Source organism: Rummeliibacillus suwonensis (assembly GCF_007896435.1).
Taxonomy (GTDB): domain Bacteria; phylum Bacillota; class Bacilli; order Bacillales_A; family Planococcaceae; genus Rummeliibacillus; species Rummeliibacillus suwonensis.
On record NZ_VCBL01000001.1, the window covers coordinates 420,144 to 440,085 of the forward strand.

Consider the following 19,942-nt stretch of genomic DNA (forward strand, 5'->3'; position numbering starts at 1 on the left):
GTCTCAGGGCAAATAAACCAGACAAAAGAGTGAATAAATTTCAAAATCTGTTTCCAAACAGCTGCTAGTTGAATAAATTTGATACAATGACATTGAATATTTTGAAAAGTTCTAATTCAGGAGGAATGTCTATATGAAAATAGCATCACTTCAAGCGCTTCCAAAAGATAAAATCATCCATTTTTTTGTTCAACATTGGGGAAGTACGGAGATGGTGATTTCAACTGGTATTTATGATTGCAGTCAGCTAGAAGGCTATGCCTGTTTCAACGATCAACAAGAGATGATGGGTCTGATTACATATATCATTCGACATCAAGAATGCGAGATCATTTCATTAGATAGTGTGGAAGAAGGAAAAGGAATCGGCACGAGGCTTGTTCAGGAAGTTGAGCATTTGGCACTTACAAAAGATTGTAGAATCATGACATTAATCACAACCAATGATCATCTACATGCTTTAAAATTTTACCAAAAGCGTGGATATTATTTAACCGAGCTATATCCAAACGCAGTAGAAAAAGCTAGACAGTACAAGCCGGAAATTCCTTACTTTAGTGAAGATGGCATCCCGATCAGAGATGAGATAAAACTTCAGAAAATTTTGATAGGAGAAATATAAATGGAAACAGAATGGCTTAGAACCTTTTTGATTGCAGCGAAAACAGAGAACTTTGGAGAAACAGCAGAAAAGCGTTTTTTAACACAATCAACAGTGACCAAACATATTCATCATTTAGAAAAAGAACTAAAGACATCATTATTTGAAAGAAGTGGAAAGAAAGTTCGATTAAATATAGCAGGAGCATATTTCTTCGATAAAGCAGAAAAAATCATCGAAGCACTTGATGTTGCATTAAAGGGGACGCAGGCGTTCTTAGAAGGCTACACCTCACAGTTAACAATCGGCGTTGCACCACAAATTGCGAACTCCACCTTGCCTAAGATTATGGAACATTTTAAAAAACATAAGCCTTATATACAATTGTCGATTGAAATTTTAAAATCAAATGAGATCGGAGAAGCCGTTTATCGTGGGTTGGTCGACATTGGTTTATCAAAATTATCATCCGCGCGTGATTTGCAAATACATATGATTGCCGATGAAGCCATTCAATTGATCGTCCCACCATCCAAGCTTCATATGAGTACTCCAGAATTATTAACAACCGACCCCATATTAACGCACGAATTTGCGCCTTATTGGGAAAATATTCAGCATTTGCTAAGAAGTCGATTTCCTTCTCATCAAACAATGAAACTGAATCAAACAGAAGTGATAAAAAACTTTGTTAAACAGGGATTAGGCATAGCTTTTTTACCACAGAGCGTTGTTCAAAAAGAGGTGGAGGATGGAACACTAGCTATTCATTCATTGAAGGAATTTCAAAATATAACATCGCAAACGTATTTGATATCAAAATATATATCAAGTGACATCCAGGCATTTTTGGAAAGTAGTAAAAGCGCTTATGAAGGAGCTAACGAATAGAAAGTCCCGTTTAACGAAATTAATCATAAAAGTCAATAAACATTTCCCCCTCCCCCATCTGAAACAGTAGTAAAGATTTTTATACCAAGATTTAGGTGAAAAGAATATGACCAATAAGTTCGTAAAAGCCCAAATGGTCAACTATAACACGCAGCGGGCGATGAAAAACTCCACTGTGTGAAATTTCACTTGGACACATCAAGGCTTAAATTCCATTAGATTCAAATAAAAACAGAGGGAGCAACTGCCAGCAAAATCCCCAATAGTTCAACTAACACCGAGTGGGGAGATAAAGAGTCCCCCACCGAGTGAAGTTTCACTTTCTATTATCCTTCTCTTTTGATGGCTACAAAACGCAGTCTTCTATAATCAGCCACCCACGTATTGTTTTGATACAATTGTGGCTTTAATTTTCTTACACATAAGCGACAAACCTCTTCCTTTTCACTTGCTGTTAAGTCTTGAAAAATACTGTTGCTGAACATATGGAGCCAATTTTGAATACCATTTTCACCAACCAATGGTGTAGGGCGATCGTATAATGTTATCATTTCAATTCGGAAGCCCGCTCGTTGTAATAACTCACTATATTCTTCTTCAGTTGGAAAGTACCACGGAAAATAACTTTCGATATATGGAAGACCTAATTCCTCCATGCTAGCTTTCATAGCAGTTACAATAGAAGAAATATTGCCATCCCCACCCATTTCAGCAACAAACCGACCATTCGGCTTTAATGCGTCATAAACATGCTGAACGACAGCTTTCGGGGATTTCATCCAATGTAGGGCAGCGTTAGAGAAGACTGCATCAAATTGCTGGTGGACAAAAGCTTGTGTAGCATCCTGGACTGTAAATTGAATTTCGGGATATTTTGTTTGTGCCTGTTGAATCATTGTTTTAGATGCATCCATACCGTGTACTATCGTTTCATATTTGGAGATCTCATATGCTAGATCTCCAGTGCCGCAACCTAAATCTAAAATGCTCTCTCCTTTTTGAGGTGAAAGTAAATCTACTAAATGTTCACCAAATTTTGAAACAAAATGATGTTTTTGATCGTATAAAACTGCATTCCATTCACTCATCTAATCATCTCCTTTCTTTGAGCATAACAAAAAAATAGATCAAACAGATATGATGGTTGATAGGCTTATCGATTCCAAAGTGGAATATAGAAGGGGAAATTCATCCTTGAGCACTTGGATAAGAAATGCTACGATTAAAATAACTTAAATGTTTGCGGGGGGACGCATATGCGTTGAGAAGGTTAAAACCTGACCCTTAGAACCTGACAGTTAACACTGGCGTAGGGAGCAACGAATCATTTTCAGTCTCTATGTCTTCATGAACATAGAGACTTTTTTGCGTCTGCGTCCACTATAAGGAGGACTTAGAATGACATTTTGTGAAGAGGTAAGAAAAGAGACCGATTTATATTGGAAAGGAAGTTTTGAGCATCCATTTGTAAAAGGCCTGGTTGAAGGGACATTGCCTATTGAGAAATTCAGATTTTATATTATGCAAGATGCTTATTATTTGAGAAATTACACGAAAGTATTAGCTATTGCTGCATCAAAAGCAACGACAAATGAAGATATCAACCATTTTCTAGAAACAGCTCATCATATCAACGAAGCAGAACTAGCATTACATCGAACTGTTTTTAAGGAGCTTAATGTTAGTGAGCAGGAATTGGAAGAATTTGAACCTGCACCAGCTGCCTATAATTATGTGAGTCATATGTACAATGCAGCTTATACTGGCGATGTTGCTGAAGCGTTTGCAGCTATGCTGCCCTGCCCTTGGCTATATCAAGAAATTGGTGAAAAATACAAAGATAAAAAACCAAGCGTTAAATTCTATGAGGAGTGGATCGCTATGTATAGTGATCCTGCGTATAAAGAAAAAATCGAGGTCCAAAAAACATTGCTGAATCGTTTGGCAGAAGGACAACCAGAAAAAGTTTCCGTATTAAAGTCTCATTTCAAAAAGAGTTGTTTCTATGAATGGAAGTTCTGGGAAATGCCTTGGAATTTAGAAGATTGGAAAGGTGAAGTGGTCAATTATGAGTTTATCTAAAATTCGAAAAACAAGCCCTCTTGTTCATTGTATAACCAATTATGTCGTTGCCAATTTTACGGCTAATGGACTTCTTGCGATCGGGGCTTCCCCTGTCATGGCAGATGAAGCATCAGAAGTCGAAGAAATGGTATCGAATGCATCTGCATTATTGTTGAATATCGGAACGATCAATAGTCGTACGAAGGAAGCGATGATACTGGCAGGTCGTAAGGCAAATGAAAAAGAAATACCTGTTGTACTGGATCCCGTGGGTGTAGGTGCTACATCATTTCGAAAACAAGCCGTTCAAGAATTGCTGGAAGCAGTGAAATTTGATTTGATTCGTTGTAATGCAGGAGAACTAGCAACGATTGCAGGTGTTAAATGGCAAGTGAAAGGTGTTGATAGTGGGGAAGGAGAGATCGATGTAGAGCAAGTGGCAAAACAAGTAGCACAGCAATATCATTGTTTAGTTATTGTAACAGGACCTTCAGATCTACTAACGAATGGCGAGAACACTGTCAGCGTTGCAGGAGGACATGAGTTGATGACTCAAGTGACAGGAACAGGCTGTTTACTTAGTGCAGTTTGTAGTGCGGCATTAGCGGTGGAAGGAGATTCACTATCCACTCTACGGGATGTTCTACAGGATTATAAGACTGTTGCAGAACATGCAGCCGCAGCAACAAACTCATTGGGATCTTTCCAAGTAGAAGTGCTAGATGCATTGCATGAAATTTCAAGAGGTGAATCATGATGAATATTGTGATGACGATAGCTGGTTCAGATAGTGGCGGTGGAGCTGGCATTCAAGCTGACTTGAAAACGTTTCAAGAGTTAGGCGTTTTCGGCACATCTGCCATTACGGCATTAACTGCTCAAAATACTTTGGGCGTAGAAGGTATTTTCCCTGCAACGGCTGCATTCGTACAACAGCAAATCGAAGTGGTGATGCAAGATTTACCTGTAAAAGCAGCCAAAACAGGAATGCTTTTTTCTGCTGAAATCATTGAAGCTGTTGCACAAAGCTTAAAGGATCGACATATTCAGCTCGTTGTTGATCCAGTGATGATTGCAAAAGGGGGTGCATCTCTTCTTCAGCCAGAAGCGGTTACAGCTTTAAAGACCTCCTTATTGCCCCTTGCTACTGTAGTAACACCCAATATTCCAGAGGCGGAAGTAATCAGTGGAGTTACGATCCAAACAGCTACAGACATTGAAAAAGCGGCAGGAATTATTGTAGATATGGGTGTTGACTGCGTTGTGATAAAAGGCGGACATTTAAAAGATGAGAATGCTATGGATACAATATTTTTCCATGAAGGTTCATCATTTTCTGTACAAACAAAACGTATCAACACCCAACAAACACATGGGACGGGTTGCACATTTTCATCTGCTATCACAGCGTTCTTAGGACAAGGCTATCCATTGCGTGAAGCGATTATCGAAGCGAAGAAATATGTCCAGTTGGCCATTCAAAATCCCTTGAATATTGGCCATGGTCACGGTCCTACAAATCACTTTGCATATAAAAAAGAAAATGGGATTTGCGAGGTGAACATCATTGAAACGAACTGACTTAGCTGTTTACTTTATAATGGGAACCGCTAATTGTACGAGCGATTCGCTTATAGTACTGGAGGAATCATTAAAGGCAGGTATCACCATTTTTCAATTGCGAGAAAAGGGAGAACATGCATTAAAAGGGCAGAAGTTAGAGCATTTTGCCATAGCTTGCCAAACTCTTTGTAAACAATATCATGTGCCCTTTATCGTGAATGATGATGCAGATCTTGCCTTGAAGATCGATGCAGATGGAGTTCATGTAGGACAAGATGACAAAGCACTTGAAGAAATCCGTACAAAATTCAAGGGAAAAATAGTTGGGGTATCCGTCCATACAAAAGAAGAAATGATGATGGCGGTGGGAGGAGGAGCTGATTATGTTGGTATTGGTCCGATCTATCAAACAAAATCAAAGCCAGATGCAAAGAAACCAGCAGGTGTCACCTTTTTGCATCAAGCAAGGATTATGTATCCTGAATTTCCCGTTGTTGCGATTGGTGGTATAACAGAGCAAAATGCTTCAGAAGTTGTCCAAGCCGGGGCAGATGGGGTCGCTGTTATTTCTGCGATTTGTGAAAGCCCTAATATACCAGCCACTGTCCAATCATTCCATTCATTATCGCAGGATTTTAAATAGAGGGGTTGATCCACAAGAATGTGGGCGGGGCAAAACCCTTTTAAAATGAATAAACCGTATGAAATCAAATGTAAAAGCCTTGATTTCATACGGTTTTATTTTCATGATTAGCCTCATTATTAATATATCTGCATAGCTGCTTGCCAGAAAAAGGAGCAGAGAGTCAGGTTGATATGATTCATACCCTTGTCCTTGTCCGTGTAAAGCGCAGCAGATTCACTTTTTCAATCCAATAATCAATGCTTTACCAAAATATCTTCATCGATTTTTTCAACATATGAATATTTTCCAAAGGCAGGCTTTTCAGTTAAAGTTTCAAGCGGGATGATATCTTGTGATTCTATTGAAACGCGAATGCCAAGTAGGTCAGATAGTTCTTTTTGGATAGAATCAATATCTACCTCAGCCACAAATTGCAAAATGAAAACAATAGCCTCATTTTTAACTTGAAGCTTCCACATAAATGGAACGTGACTCAGTGAATATACAGCCTCTTGAATTTCATGAAGACTGATTACTTGGTCATTTACAACGATTGCATCATCTTGACGCCCATAGTGGACAACGATAGGGTTTTTATCACCACAACTACAGTCATGCGCTTCAAGGATTTCGATTCGATCATTGTTATAATATCGGAGAAGAGGCATTCCTTCTCTAGCAGAAGATAGGACACAATTACCTATCGTATTGGACTGTACGGGATCTCCCTGATCATCCACCACTTCTACTTTTATTTGAGGATGGTTGGCATGGTAGTGCCCAGCCTCGCAAGTCACAAATAATCCTCCCGTTTCCGTGCTACCAAATAGTAAATAAGCAGGAACGCCCCACAAATCTTCAATATATTTTTTCCTAGCTGGAGAAACTAATTCTCCAGCTAGGATCAGTGCTCTTAATCCTTGAACTGGAAATCGTTGACCCATTTGTTTCCCAGCCTGATACAGTTTCACTGCTTCTGTAGGACCTAAAGCTAAAATGGTAGGAGAAGTCCTGCTTATGATTTCTACTACTCTTTTAAGAGGTGTTGCTTTACTCCATTGATCAACGCCTATGTGACCTGCTTGTACTTTATTTGCTGCCCAATATAAGATAAAGGCAGGTAAAGCCACCGCAAATGGGAATCGGTTTAAAATGAGATCTTTTTCATTTAGATTAAGATCAGAACGTAATAAAACATCAGCTTCTTGTTGGATATCGTTATAGCTAAACCAACTTGGGGTTGGTGTTCCAGTAGTTCCACTTGTTTCATGATATGTTGCGACGTCTTGCAGATCGACACCCAGCACGTCATATGTATCTACATTTCTAAGATCATCCTTGGTGGTAAAAGGAATGTTGTACCAGTCTTCTAAATCTACATGCGCTAATTTTTCTTGATAAAATTTAGATTTCAACGCTTTCTCTATAAAGAATCTATTACTCATAATGAATCCTCCTAAGAATTTTGTTGATATAATTGAAATTTCCTGGTTGTTATGAACAAGGATATTCGAAAATCTTTTTATGGATTATGGAACAAAAGTTGATTTTTACCTCATTTTTGGAGGCAAACTTCCTATTAGCTTTCAATCAACTAATCGGTTTTTTCGATATTGGCAACATGTTCATGAATAATTGAATGAAGTTCCTCAATCATATTAGTTCCGCTGTCTTGAACCTTTTTGGTGAATTCTACAGTTTTAGTGATTTCTTCTGAACCGGCAGCTAATTGTTGGATTGCTGCTGAAACATCCGTAATTTGGTTGGATACTTCCATGATTTCGTTTTGAATCGTACTGAAGGTTTGTTTGATATCGTTGGCACCTTGTACACCATAATTCACTTTTTGTTTACCTTCTTCGATCAAGTCCACAGATTTATCAACATTGCTTTGAATAGATGAAACCATTTCTATAATTTGATTGGATGAGTTTTTTACCTCTTCTGATAATTTTCTTACTTCGTCTGCTACGATAGCAAAACCTCGTCCATGTTCACCTGCTCGTGCGGCTTCAATCGCAGCATTCAGTGCTAATAGATTGGTTTGATTTGAGATTTCTGTTATTGTATTAACGATTTGCCCAATTTCTTTAGAGAATCCCGACAAATCCGTAATAACGGTTGAGAGGTGTTCAACAGAGGTATTGATAGCATCCATTTGTCCTAATACAACGTCAAGTGATTCAAATCCTTTGACCGTTGTTTCACTGGTCGCTTGTGAAGAGTTCGCAGCGGCTTCTGTACTTGTCGCAATTTGCTCTATATTCCCCGAAATATCAATCATTAGACCTGTACTTTTTTCTAGATTCTGAGATTGAATATTAGCACCATTTAAGATATTTTCTGATATTTTATTCAATTTTTTGAAATCTATTTCGAAATTTTGAACCGTTGCAGCTGCCTCGTTCAATGCATGGAGGGAGTCTACCTCGTCCGTGTTTCCTTCTTCTTTCTCCGATGGCAATTCAATGATTTCCTCAACAGTTTCTTTTTCCGTTTTGAAAATGGATGGGATAGTAGCGAAAAGAAGTAAAGAAAACACAACAGAAGAGATGATAGAAAGTACAATTAGTAAATTAAACTCATGAGTGATTGCACTAGCTAGTAACAAGGCATTTGGAATGATAAAAAGTAGCAGCCCAATCACATAGAGCCTCTTTTTTTGAGTCATATATAAACCGCGCCTACCTTTCTTAATATATTGGTTAAATAGGAGGATAATTCCTTTTTACATTATCTATCTTTTGGTCTATTTTGTCTACAGAAAAAGAAACTTAATTATGAATTAATGCTTTGTATTTAATTTATAAAATTTAGGTATTTATAACTATTAAAATGTAACTGAGAGATTTTCGATATACAGATAAAATCCGCGTAGATAAAAAGAAGAAAAGCAATAAGATGTTGAAAAGACCAAATTACTTCTAAAAAACATAATAAAAATTTGATTTTTTGTTTCATGAAGTGAAATAAAAACTGATAGATATGAATATTTTTTGAAATTTTTATAGTGTCATATTCCTCTAAGGTATGGATTAGGCATGTGGAAATTTTAAGTAAATGGGTTCAATAAGTAAATAAATCAAAAGGTTTTTAGAGGAAATTATGTAAAGTAGTATTATCTAAAAGTTATTAGTTTAAGAAATGGCTTTAGATAAAACATAAAATGGATGATAAACTTATTGCTTTTAACCAAAAAGGAGCCAAAAAATATGAAAATAGAGAAACTACATCTAGAAAAGGACAGAAGAGTAATCTTTATTTCGGATGTACATGCAAGTTTAAACCTCCTTTTGAACAACTAGATGAATAAGGATATCGAAAACAGAGTAACCAAACGAAATATTCCATTTGTATCTCGTTTGGTTTTGAAAATTTCTTTTTCCCCTATCAATTTGATTAAAAATAATACAGATAATATAACAATGCTATTTTTGATTGGATACTACAAATATTTTAAGATGTTTCTATGCCCTATACTAAATAATGTGAAATACGAATCGTTTCATTGATAATTATGATATTTTTTTGATTATTTTAAAATAAATAATCAAATATAATACTTTTTATTATCCGATAAGCATACTATATAAAAGTGTTATCTAACGAAAAACATGTTTATTAAGTTATTAATGATAAAAATGCATTAACATTCTTTTTGATCTGTTATATAATAGTTACAATCTAAATATTCTTTGTTTTCTAATAGTTAAAATTAGGAAACAGATGTATTTTTATTTTTATATATGTCAAAGGAGATGAGAAAAATGAATGCGGTTTCAGTAGTGATTGGTTCTATTTGTATTTTAGTTATTGCTTATCGTCTTTATGGATATTTCTTTACGAATAAGGTCTTAAAAATCAATGAATCGGAACCAACACCAGCACATGAATTAGAAGATGGCAAGGACTATGTTCCAACAAACAAATGGGTGACGTTTGGACATCATTTTGCAGCAATTGCAGCGGCAGGTCCACTAGTTGGCCCTATTTTGGCGGCCCAATTCGGATACTTACCTGGATTGCTTTGGCTATTGATCGGAGCCGTAATTGGTGGGGCTGTTCATGATGCAGTTGTATTATTTGCCTCGATGAAGAAAAAGGGGAAATCTTTATCGGAGGTAGCAAAAGAAGAACTTGGACCTGTAGCGGGTTTTTGTACAGGTTTAGCCATGTTATTTATCATCACGATTACAATGGCGGGGTTATCAATGGTCGTATTAAATGCGCTTGTGCATAATCCTTGGGGAACGTTTGCAGTAGGCATTACGATTCCCATCGCAATGCTTGTAGGGATTGCTTATAAAAAGACTGGAAACCTAGTAGCCACGTCTACACTAGGATTTATCTTATTAATGCTGGGTGTATTTATGGGACCATATATTAAAGATACAGCATTAGGTGAATTTTTGAATTTTGATCTAAAAACGCTAGCCATTATTTTGCCTGTCTATGCATTCTTTGCGGCAGCATTACCAGTGTGGTTATTATTAGCGCCTCGTGATTATTTAAGTAGCTTCATGAAAATTGGTGTGTTTGTCGCATTGATCATCGGTGTATTCTTTGTTAATCCGGTGATTCAATTTCCAGCAGTTACTGACTTCATCCATGGTGGCGGTCCTGTTATTGCAGGTCCTGTATGGCCGTTCGTTTCCATTACAATTGCTTGTGGTGCGATTTCTGGGTTCCATGCCTTCGTCGGATCCGGTACAACACCAAAGATGATCGATAAATGGGAAGATATCAGAGCAGTAGGCTTTGGCGCAATGCTTGTAGAATGTTTAGTAGGGATCATGGCGTTGATTGCAGCAACTGCCCTTATGCCAGGAGACTACTTTGCGATTAATTCTTCACCAGAAGTATTTAAAACATTAGGTATGCAAACGGTTCATCTACCTGAGCTTTCACAAGAAATTGGGATGGATTTAGAGGGAAGAACAGGTGGAGCTGTTACTTTAGCTGTAGGCATGAGCTATATATTTGCGAAGATTCCTTGGTTCTATGATTTAGCCTCTTATTTCTATCAATTTGTTATTATGTTTGAAGCCGTATTTATCTTAACAGCCATCGATGCGGGTACTCGTGTTGCGCGATACTTAATCCAAGATTTCTTTGGAGATGTTTACAAGCCATTAAAGCGAGTGGACTGGCTACCGGGGTCTATCTTTGCTAGTGCTCTTGCTTGTTTCATCTGGGGATATCTACTATATTCCGGAGATATCAGTTCGATTTGGGCGTTGTTTGGCGTATCCAATCAGCTTATGGCATCTATCGGCTTAGTCATCGGAACAACGGTCGTTTTGAAAATTGCAGATAAGCGTTGGTATGCGCTTACTTGTATCGTGCCGTTAGTGTACTTATATGTGACTGTGAATTATGCAGGCTATTGGATGATCAAAAATGTTTATTGGAATAGTGCATCTGCCGGCTATAAACCGTTAAATGGAATTTTATCCGTGATCATGTTGGCACTCGGCCTTGTAGTAGTCATTTTAGCCATTAAAAAATGGGTGGAATTGTGGAAGAGTCCTAGATTTGAAAAAGTAACAGAATCGCAAACAAAAACTGCCTAATTTTTTATCATAGATTTGAAAGATAAAAAAAGCATTCTAACCGATGATTGATTAAGTTAGAGTGCTTTTATCATTTTTCTTTAAAATCTATGTTTTTTAATATATATACTTCTAAATGCTATTCTTCGAGACTATAAATATAGTATAGAAAATAATGATAGAGGAGGAGCTGCTATTTTAAAGAAATTCCTTATGATATTGATCCAACTTCTACTGTCACTTGCTTTTATGTACTTCGGCTATTTGAAATTGACCTCCCATCCTATGCCTGTAGCAAATTTTACTGAAGTGTATGGCTATGGAAAGACGATTATGTACGGTATAGGTGCCATTGAAGTCACATCAGCGATCGGACTGCTTATAGGCTTTTTTAAAAAAGGTTTTCTTCCCATTTCAAGCGGTGCATTAGCGGTTGTCATGGTTGGTGCGATAACAACCCATTTGAAAATAGGAGAAGGGTTTGAAGTGGCTTTAAAACCCTTTATATTTTTTGTATTAAGCGTCATTATATTTTTAGTATCAACTAGTGATAGTGTAGAAGACTAATAGTACTATTAAATGCATAATAGAAAGTTTGACCAGGATTGGTACTTTCTCTACTATAAAGGGCTATCTTGAAAATTTATGAGATGTCCTTTTTTATGCTGGAAAATGTATGTATAATTAAAAAATCTTAAACTATTAGATTTTAGTAAAAGGAGGAGAATGTGAAATGGTAAATGAACGATATCCTATTGGGCAATTTGTATGTGATGAGGTTATTTCAAGTGAACAAGTTGCAGAATGGATAGAGGAAATACGATTACTACCTGCTCAATTATGTGAAGCTGTCACAGGATTAAATGAGGAAGATCTCAACAAAACATATCGCCCGAATAGTTGGACAATCCGTCAACTTGTGCATCATATTGCGGACAGTCATATGAATGGATATATTCGGATCAAACTTGCACTAACAGAAGATGGGCCGACGATTAAACCATTTGAAGAGTCGGAATGGGCAAAACTACCGGATTATGACCTACCTATATCTGTCTCCTTGCAGCTGATCGAAAGTCTTCATGAAAGATGGAGTTATTTGCTTCAAAGTCTCACGAATAATCAGTCGAAAAGATTTTTTGATCATCCTGATTCGGGCACGCTATCAATAGAAAAGTCCATAGGCATTTATGCATGGCATGGTAAACACCATTTGGCACATATTCGTCATGCATTAAAACAGAGAGGTGAATAAGATGAAAATATATATCATTCAACATGTACCATTTGAATCACCAGGAATTTTAGAGCAGCTTCCAAATTATGAATTGATCAAGATGTATGAATCATTTACTTTTCCGCGAATAGAAGATGTGGGGTTGTTAATCGTGATGGGCGGACCAATGGGGGTTCATGATTCTATAGATTGGCTACGCCAAGAAAAAGATTTTATCCGACATGTGATCGAGCAGGATAAACCTGTACTAGGCATTTGCTTGGGGGCGCAATTGATTGCTGAAGCCATTGGCGGAGAAGTCATGCCAAATGCTGAAGGGAAGGAAGTAGGCTGGTGGCCGATTCATAAATCATCAGATGATGCAATGTTTGATTTTCTGCCAGATACTTTAGAAGTTTTACATTGGCATGGGGATACATTCACGTTACCAGAAGCAGCGACAACATTTTATAGTTCAGCCATTTGTAAAAACCAAGCGTTTTTGTATAAGCATAATGTCATTGGTTTGCAATTCCATTTTGAAACCACCAATGAAAGCTTACGTTCATTGGTAGCAGCTGATGAGGATTACTTAGATGGTGGGGCGTATGTACAAAAGAAAGAAGAAATATTAGCGAAAAGCCCATCTGAACAAAATGCAGCAGTATTATCTAGATTAGTCGATTATTTAATAAAGTATGCATAAACTCTGATGGGGAAGAAAAAATGCGGGCCGCGGGTATTGATACAGATGCCTTGAAGAACAAATGGTTGTAGCAATTTCCTAATTAGAGGGTGAAATTATTGTTTAGACGAATATGAGATTTCCCTTTCTTTATTAGTTGTTGAGGAGAAGGGGAAAAGGATTTTCGTTATATAAGGGTGTTTTTTACGAGTAAGCATTTGCTTCGAGAGTCGGATGGCAGATGCGAGTGTCACTTTCCTCATCTTCCCTTCTCATTTTAATAGAGACGGGAAATTGGACTTTACACATTTAAATTTATTTTGCTAATTCCATTAGTTATTGGGACGAAATGAAGTGATAGATTTTTGTTACATAGGGGTGATTGTGTATATTTTATTCATATATCTACATACATAGTTAGAACAGGATTACTTTTAATGTACGGTTTGAAAGTATGCCATATTTTTGAACGTCAGATTAGAAACCCATTTTGATATTTTCAATGTTTTTTATTGTCCTTGAGACATAAGAAATCCTTTATATCTTTCATCAAATATTTCCATCCTTTTTACTTTGAATTTTTTTGTGCTTGACGGAAAAGTTCTTTTGTTTTAAAGCCTTGACTTAAAATATCCTTCATTTCATCCAAGCGTTTCTGTTGAGTATTTTTTCTTTTAGCACTATAAACATAACGTGCCCAATCTTTTTGGTAGCCTGGTGTGAGCGTTTCATAAAAGGAAAGTAATTTTGGGATTGTCGATAAATATTCCTTCAGTTGAGGGATCATTTCAATATAGTCATCTACACATTGACTTTTCACTGTTTTCTTCTTTCCTTTTTGTTGACGATCAACCTTTATAGAAAGGATAGAAAATGTTTCATTTAAAGAAGTTAGAGCAGCAAATTTATAATAACTATCTGCGATATATTTTTGTTCGTCGAACGTAATGGCAGGGAAAATAGCGTCACGATGAATATAGCTCTCATATACTTTATTTCCTTTTTTAGGATATACTAAAAAGAGATAGCCTTGTTCTGTGACTAGCTGTTCATCAATACAGTATTGTAAATAAGAAGTTAGTTCTTCAATAGAAAATACAAATGCAATAACACGCTCAAAAGGTTTGGTTGAGGCTGAAGTAATATCTTTAAGTGAAAATGTATCGGGTGCATTGTGAATATGAACCTTTGAGTTTTCTGTTAATTTGAATTTGGAATTCATCTTGATCTCTCCTTTTTATCCGCTTTAACTGGCAGTAAGATGTTTACTTTATGATATTATGCCATAATATTTGTCATTTTCCTGTCATTTTCTTTTAATTTTTTCGTCGTTTACGTTACTTATGTTTATATATAATAAAAAGGGGAACTGTAAGTATATAAATCAAAAGATGGATAAAAGAGGTGCAACATATGAAATATTCAAAACCATTATTAAGCTGTATGCTAGTTGTAGGGTTACTAAGTGCTTGCTCTACGAATAAGGATAATAATGATTCAGCTACAAAGACAGAACAAACAGATCAAGGTGAAACAGGCACACAAACAACAGAAGAAACAACTCAAACAGATGATGAAACTGTTACTGAGCAGGATCCAACTAACGAAGATGAGCAAACAACCAATTCAAATGACGATCATTCATCTGAAACCATCAATAATGAACAAGTCGACATCATTAATACGATTAAAAAACAACTAAAAACAGATTTACCCGTAAAACTTCCAACATTTTTACCATTAAAAGATGGAAAATATTTAACTGCAACAACAAAGGTTGAGAAAAATAAATATATGGTTACATTTTATGAAACGGATCAAAAAGTAAAAATAAATGACTCATCCTTGAAAAAGCTTTCCCAAAAATCGAGGATAGCTTCCTATAAAGTCGTAAAATACGATAGCGTCCAAAAGGCAAATGAAGTGATTTCCTTTGAAAATTTCAGCAAAGCTGGTGGCCAAAAGGTGAATCTTGGTCATAACATTATAGGTTATCAAGATGCAGGAGCAGGAGCACTTTGGACGGGGTGGAATGAAGGACGCTGGGCACTTGCTACCCACACTAGAACAACGAAACCAGAGCAAGGGCTTGAACTTGCCAAACAAGCTGTAGATTTTTTAGAAGATAATATGCTACCTATCCCGAAACCAAACGGCTCTATCCATTTAGATGCCATATCACCATCCACAGAAAATAATGTGAAATGGCAAAATAATAATACCGTGTTCACTGTAGAAAAAGTAAAAGATCCGATAGATGCGCTAAAGATTGCTACATCTATTAAATAAAAATAATGATGACAAAATGGGGCTCCTCCCTAGAGCCTCATTTTTGTTTTATCTTAATTCAGCAAATGTTTTTATGCAACGAAAGCAATAGCGACAGCAGTAAATGTTTTTTTGTACTGAAAGCGCAAATACAATTTAAAATAGAGCGAATAGAGAGAGCGAGTAAACAGGCCCAGAGAGCGAATAAACTCTAGAAGAGAGCAAATAAAACGTCCTGAAGAGCGAATAAATCCCATAAAAGAGCGAATAAACCATCAAATGGAGAAAGGATATCATAGAATGACCATCATCTATTTGGTTCGCCATGCCCATTCCATTTATACACCAGATGAAAAAGGAAGATCTCTATCAGAACAAGGCTTTCGTGATGCAGATAAATTAACGAAGCTGTTGATATAGTAATCGCAAGTCCATATCATCGGGCTATTCAAACGGTGGAAGGAGTAGCAAAAACGATTAAAAGTGACGTTCTTATTTATCCCGCTTTAACGGGCAGTAAGACCCCCACCTCAAGATTTAGAGAGAAACGAGAAAGATAGGTGGGGGATCAACTGTCCGTAAAAGTCCGATTGGTTTAGCTAACCATCAGTGGGGGATGAAGAAAACCCCCACTGATGGAAGCTTCACTTTATCCGGATTTCCGTGAAAGATTACTTGCTGCTGAACCTGTGGAGAATTTTGAAAAGGCGATTTTTCAAGTGTGGGAAAATCCAATGTTCTCATATCCAGGTGGAGAATCTAATCAAGAAGCGCAAAAAAGAGGTGTAGATGTAATTTTAAAAATCCTTTCACAGTATGAAGGAAAGAAAGTAGTCATTGGCACACATGGAAATATAATGACGCTGATTATGCAATATTTTGATAACCGTTTTGATTTTTCGTTTTGGCAACAGTTAACCATGCCGGATATATATAAATTAGTCTTTAAACAGAATAAGTTAAATTCGATTCAAAAAGTTTGGCTAGGATAAAATGGGGACACTGGAGAACTCAATATTATCCTTTTATGAATAAAATCCATCTTTTCTTTCATTTTATGAACAAAAAAAGATTTTATCATATTTTGGAGGTGAAAATATGGAATATAAAAATAAGAAATTACCCTGGTATTTGAGAAAAGGTTGGTCGCTTTTTTTGTTTTTATTTGTCCTCCGATTGCCTATTTGATGATTATATTTAATTTAAAAAGAATGGATTATGAAACGAAAATGGATCGATTATTTTTTGCTACAATTATGACCTCCATATGGTTGTTAAAATTCCTTCCTCATAATCCATTTACTTTATTTATTTTCATTTTGTGTTTTGCTGGTTCTACATTTCTTATGTTCTATAAATTTTTAGGAAAGAAATAGACTACACACGCATTTGTGGATTAGTTGTCCATTCTCTAAATGCATTTTCATGAGCGTACTCCCAACTTATCATGAAGGATTTTTTGCGCAGAAAAAAGAGGAATTTCATGAAAGATTACTATTTATCGAGCCGATAGAAAATTTCGAAAGTGTTATTTCTCAAATATTTTCACCATCTTTTTTCTATCCACTTCTCTTATTTTTTGGTATAAATAAGGAGTATTGGAGGAATTGCTTTGAGTAAATATCAAACATTATTATTTGATGCGGATGCTACATTAATTGATTTTTCTGCGGCAGAAAACAGGGCATTACATCTTTTATTTGCGGAAAAAGGTTTAACGTTGACAAAGGATGTAGCCAATTGCTACAGAGAGATTAATGGGGGCTTATGGTCTGCGTTTGAACGTGGTGAAGTTTCTCGGGATGACATTGTGAATACCCGTTTTGAGCTTCTTTTTGAAGCATATGGGAAGAAAGCTAATGGCAAACAGTTAGGCGACCGTTATCAGCAATTACTATCAGAAAATCATGATTTAATAGATGGGGCAGCAGAGCTTGTTAAAAGTTTAGCACCACACTATGAACTGTATATTGTGACCAATGGAGTTTCTAAAACTCAATATAAACGTTTAAAAGAATCAGGTCTTTATACGTTTTTCAAAGATGTCTTTGTTTCTGAGGATGCTGGTTACCAAAAGCCTATGAAGGAATACTTTGACTATGTCTTTTCGCGTATCCCTTCATTTGGCCAGGATGCTACATTAATCGTTGGCGATTCATTGTCATCGGATATAAAGGGGGGATTAAATGCTGGGATCGATACATGTTGGTTTAATCCGCAACGTAAAGTGAACAATACCCCTGTTTTACCAATGTATGAAATCCAACATTTGAAAGAATTACATAGGGTTTTGAGCAAATAATCTAGACTTAATAAAACTGCATTATCCTTGTCAAGGTAGAAAAGGTGGTGCAGTTTTGTATTGACAAGGGTGATCTAAAACATTTAGTCGTGAAAAACAGCTGGATTCTTGAATATAATTTTTTTCTGTATATAAAAACTTATTGAAAATAAAATGATTTCTGTCAGTATTTTGCTTATAAAAAGTGATAAGTGAACCCCTGATGTAAAGGCTTTGAGTAAAAGATAGTTCATACAAAGGATAAGAACCACTAAAACATAATAGTTCAACATTGATTTTGAAAGAACAGGGCGTCTTTCGTGAAAAACGAGATATTTGTTAAAAATATAATTACATAATGAGCTAATGATACGAGCGCCGATAACCGAAAAAAGTAGATTGCTAGTGAACCAATTTAAAACAAATAGCATGACAAAATCTATGATTCCACAAGAGAACGAGGATAACGCGAATTTTAAAAGAGGTAAATATATTCTGATCGAATCAAGAATTGGACGAAAATGGCTATCATTATTGTTATTTTCATAGATCGTTTTTATAGGTACACTATAAATTTCAAAACCTGCAGATTTTGCTTCTAATAATTGGTTCATCTCGTATTCATAATGATCGCCTTTCACTTGAACGAGCCATTTAAGCAGGGTGTTTGAAAAACCTCTGAGTCCGGTTTAAGTATCCTCTAATTGATGACCAGATACAACAGAAAAAATGGCTTTTGTCATTTTGTTGCCAATTAAACTTTTTAGCAGAATAGTACCTACAAACTCTCTACATCCCAGTACAATTGTTTGTTGATGAGTTGAAACAGCTTTTGCGACTTTTTGTATGTCTTGCCAAGAATGCTGTCCATCGCAGTCTGCACAAACAATATTTTCCAATGGATAGTTCGCTAATATATATGAAAAGGCTGTTTTTAGCGCAGCGTCTTTTCCTTTATTGATCGCATGTGCGAGTACTGTACATCCTTTCTGCTGGGCTCTCTCAAAAATATTACGACAGCTTTTCGAACTCCCATCATCTACAATAACTATTTTGTAGAAACTATTTTGATGGATTAGTTCAACTAATTGTAGCAATCGTTCATTGGGCTGATATGCAGGAATGACGATAATCAGATGAATCACCTCTTCTAATTGATATAGATAATATCACTAACACCACGTTCTTCGTGTTTTCCGAGAGGGTTATTGACCACTCTACCCATGAAATACATTGTTGAAGAACCACCTCCGTCAAGATTATAGGCATCCGTACAACCTAGGTCCTCAAATATTTTTGCGAATTCATCTAGTGTGAAACCATCGCTATAATTGCGACTTCTGCCATCAACAACTATAAAAACAAAATGGTTAGGAGAAATAATTCCAATACCTGTTCGTGGATTTGAATCTTCAATAGAACGATTTCCAAAATTCTTATCAATACTTAATTTTCCAAAGTCCTTAGTCGTTTTAGAGTTTTTCACGAGTATTGGTCCGAATGAGAAGGTTTGTGTTACACCACTAGAAAGTAGTTCTGATGCGGATGTATCAGTTTCTTCATATGTTTTCATCGAGCCATTTTGATACAATGCGAGCCCAGTTCTTGCTGGCTGATCTCGAAATACTTTGCTGTTGCGAATGGTGATCCCATCATCCCGGAATCCATAATAGTCTCCATTTATAGCGAATATAGCGTTATTTTCTTTAGCGATATCTGAAGTGAATTCAATAATATTGTTGCCAAATTGATTTTTAGCAAATGCAGATTTTAAACTACTCGCGTCTTTTAGTTGAACATCAGCTACAAAATAGGTCGTTTTGTGCCCTGATGCGCTGGTGGTTCTTTTTTTAATGGTAATTTTCTTGGAGTCACTTGCATAACTCCAATTATCTGCTGTAAAGTCTTCTGCATATTGATTTGATTTGGTAGAAGTGTTATTGGTGATGGCATTCTTTACTTCTACATGCTCAATTAAATAGCGATCTGCTAATTTATATAGAATCATGCTTATTACCACTAAAAAAATGGTGAAGTAAAGAAGAATTTTCCGATGGCTAATCCGTTTTTTTCGTACTTTCAACTTGGACATCCTCTCGATTATATGGTGGAAAAATGTGTTCCTAAGTCCTGATGCGGTATGTACTTTAACATTAATGCTAGAATATGTCTGATATATGTCGAGAGGAGAGTTTT

20 protein-coding genes and 1 riboswitch are annotated in these 19,942 nt (G+C 36.2%); of the genes, 13 read left to right on the forward strand and 7 right to left on the reverse strand.

The features are described from left to right. Positions 1–133: 133 nt before the first annotated feature. Complete coding sequence (locus FEU33_RS01965; RefSeq protein WP_146547778.1) at positions 134–622, forward strand: GNAT family N-acetyltransferase; 489 nt, start codon at positions 134–136, stop codon at positions 620–622. Further along, the gene (locus FEU33_RS01970) at positions 623–1,492 is read left to right on the forward strand and encodes a LysR family transcriptional regulator (protein ID WP_146547779.1); all 870 of its coding nucleotides are present in this window, start codon (positions 623–625) and stop codon (positions 1,490–1,492) included. It abuts the gene before it with no gap. A 326-nt stretch (positions 1,493–1,818) separates the two neighbouring features. On the opposite strand, the gene FEU33_RS01975 is transcribed toward FEU33_RS01970, so the two are convergent. Next, positions 1,819–2,580, reverse strand: coding sequence for a class I SAM-dependent methyltransferase (locus tag FEU33_RS01975; RefSeq protein ID WP_146547780.1), 762 nt, complete (start codon positions 2,578–2,580; stop codon positions 1,819–1,821). Between the two features lie 146 nt (positions 2,581–2,726). Next, positions 2,727–2,825, forward strand: a riboswitch (TPP riboswitch). Between the two features lie 65 nt (positions 2,826–2,890). Here FEU33_RS01975 and tenA point away from each other — a divergent pair. From tenA to thiE, 4 genes are read left to right on the forward strand one after another with little or no spacing between them, the layout of a single operon-like run. Further along, complete coding sequence (gene tenA / locus FEU33_RS01980; RefSeq protein ID WP_146547781.1) at positions 2,891–3,574, forward strand: thiaminase II; 684 nt, start codon at positions 2,891–2,893, stop codon at positions 3,572–3,574. Then, positions 3,561–4,313 carry a hydroxyethylthiazole kinase gene (gene thiM, locus FEU33_RS01985; protein WP_146547782.1) on the forward strand — a complete coding sequence of 251 codons (753 nt, stop codon included), beginning with the start codon at positions 3,561–3,563 and terminating at the stop codon, positions 4,311–4,313. The genes tenA and thiM overlap by 14 nt, the downstream gene beginning before the upstream one ends. Beyond that, positions 4,313–5,137, forward strand: coding sequence for a bifunctional hydroxymethylpyrimidine kinase/phosphomethylpyrimidine kinase (gene thiD, locus FEU33_RS01990; protein ID WP_146549865.1), 825 nt, complete (start codon positions 4,313–4,315; stop codon positions 5,135–5,137). The genes thiM and thiD overlap by 1 nt, the downstream gene beginning before the upstream one ends. After that, on the forward strand, positions 5,124–5,762 hold the full coding sequence (thiE, locus tag FEU33_RS01995) for a thiamine phosphate synthase (RefSeq protein ID WP_146547783.1): 639 nt from the start codon (positions 5,124–5,126) through the stop codon (positions 5,760–5,762). Before thiD ends, thiE begins: the two co-directional genes overlap by 14 nt. A gap of 236 nt (positions 5,763–5,998) precedes the next feature. On the opposite strand, the gene FEU33_RS02000 is transcribed toward thiE, so the two are convergent. Together FEU33_RS02000 and FEU33_RS02005 are read right to left on the reverse strand one after the other, a co-directional pair. Next, positions 5,999–7,189: a phenylacetate--CoA ligase family protein gene (locus tag FEU33_RS02000; RefSeq protein WP_146547784.1), complete on the reverse strand. Its 1,191-nt coding sequence runs from the start codon at positions 7,187–7,189 to the stop codon at positions 5,999–6,001. 149 nt (positions 7,190–7,338) lie between these two features. Continuing rightward, positions 7,339–8,391 (reverse strand): methyl-accepting chemotaxis protein, encoded by a 1,053-nt coding sequence (locus tag FEU33_RS02005; RefSeq protein WP_186731290.1) that lies wholly within the window; start codon positions 8,389–8,391, stop codon positions 7,339–7,341. 1,120 nt (positions 8,392–9,511) lie between these two features. Between FEU33_RS02005 and cstA the strand changes: the two genes are divergently transcribed. From cstA to FEU33_RS02025, 4 genes are all read left to right on the forward strand, one after another. Next, on the forward strand, positions 9,512–11,317 hold the full coding sequence (cstA, locus tag FEU33_RS02010) for a carbon starvation protein CstA (RefSeq protein ID WP_146547786.1): 1,806 nt from the start codon (positions 9,512–9,514) through the stop codon (positions 11,315–11,317). 192 nt (positions 11,318–11,509) lie between these two features. Further along, the gene (locus tag FEU33_RS02015) at positions 11,510–11,863 is read left to right on the forward strand and encodes a DoxX family protein (RefSeq protein WP_146547787.1); all 354 of its coding nucleotides are present in this window, start codon (positions 11,510–11,512) and stop codon (positions 11,861–11,863) included. Between the two features lie 166 nt (positions 11,864–12,029). Further along, complete coding sequence (locus FEU33_RS02020; protein ID WP_146547788.1) at positions 12,030–12,551, forward strand: YfiT family bacillithiol transferase; 522 nt, start codon at positions 12,030–12,032, stop codon at positions 12,549–12,551. A 1-nt stretch (position 12,552) separates the two neighbouring features. After that, complete coding sequence (locus FEU33_RS02025; protein ID WP_146547789.1) at positions 12,553–13,218, forward strand: type 1 glutamine amidotransferase; 666 nt, start codon at positions 12,553–12,555, stop codon at positions 13,216–13,218. Between the two features lie 547 nt (positions 13,219–13,765). Here the strand turns inward: FEU33_RS02025 and FEU33_RS02030 are convergent. Further along, positions 13,766–14,419: a YdeI/OmpD-associated family protein gene (locus tag FEU33_RS02030; protein WP_146547790.1), complete on the reverse strand. Its 654-nt coding sequence runs from the start codon at positions 14,417–14,419 to the stop codon at positions 13,766–13,768. 191 nt (positions 14,420–14,610) lie between these two features. Here FEU33_RS02030 and FEU33_RS02035 point away from each other — a divergent pair, with 191 nt between their 5' ends. The 3 genes from FEU33_RS02035 to FEU33_RS02050 all read left to right on the forward strand — a co-directional run bounded on the left by FEU33_RS02035 (position 14,611) and on the right by FEU33_RS02050 (position 17,767). Next, the gene (locus FEU33_RS02035) at positions 14,611–15,486 is read left to right on the forward strand and encodes a hypothetical protein (protein ID WP_146547791.1); all 876 of its coding nucleotides are present in this window, start codon (positions 14,611–14,613) and stop codon (positions 15,484–15,486) included. Positions 15,487–16,100: 614 nt separating this feature from the next. Next, complete coding sequence (locus FEU33_RS02045) at positions 16,101–16,457, forward strand: histidine phosphatase family protein (RefSeq protein ID WP_146547792.1); 357 nt, start codon at positions 16,101–16,103, stop codon at positions 16,455–16,457. Between the two features lie 620 nt (positions 16,458–17,077). Continuing rightward, a complete protein-coding gene (locus FEU33_RS02050) occupies positions 17,078–17,767 on the forward strand; it encodes a YjjG family noncanonical pyrimidine nucleotidase (RefSeq protein WP_146547793.1) in 690 nt (229 codons plus the stop codon). 83 nt (positions 17,768–17,850) lie between these two features. On the opposite strand, the gene FEU33_RS19380 is transcribed toward FEU33_RS02050, so the two are convergent. The 3 genes from FEU33_RS19380 to FEU33_RS02065 all read right to left on the reverse strand — a co-directional run bounded on the left by FEU33_RS19380 (position 17,851) and on the right by FEU33_RS02065 (position 19,838). Continuing rightward, the gene (locus FEU33_RS19380; protein WP_425328602.1) at positions 17,851–18,360 is read right to left on the reverse strand and encodes a GtrA family protein; all 510 of its coding nucleotides are present in this window, start codon (positions 18,358–18,360) and stop codon (positions 17,851–17,853) included. A 75-nt stretch (positions 18,361–18,435) separates the two neighbouring features. Next, positions 18,436–18,891: a glycosyltransferase family 2 protein gene (locus FEU33_RS02060; protein ID WP_146547795.1), complete on the reverse strand. Its 456-nt coding sequence runs from the start codon at positions 18,889–18,891 to the stop codon at positions 18,436–18,438. Positions 18,892–18,896: 5 nt separating this feature from the next. Beyond that, positions 18,897–19,838, reverse strand: coding sequence for a phosphodiester glycosidase family protein (locus tag FEU33_RS02065; RefSeq protein WP_146547796.1), 942 nt, complete (start codon positions 19,836–19,838; stop codon positions 18,897–18,899). Positions 19,839–19,942 lie beyond the last annotated feature (104 nt).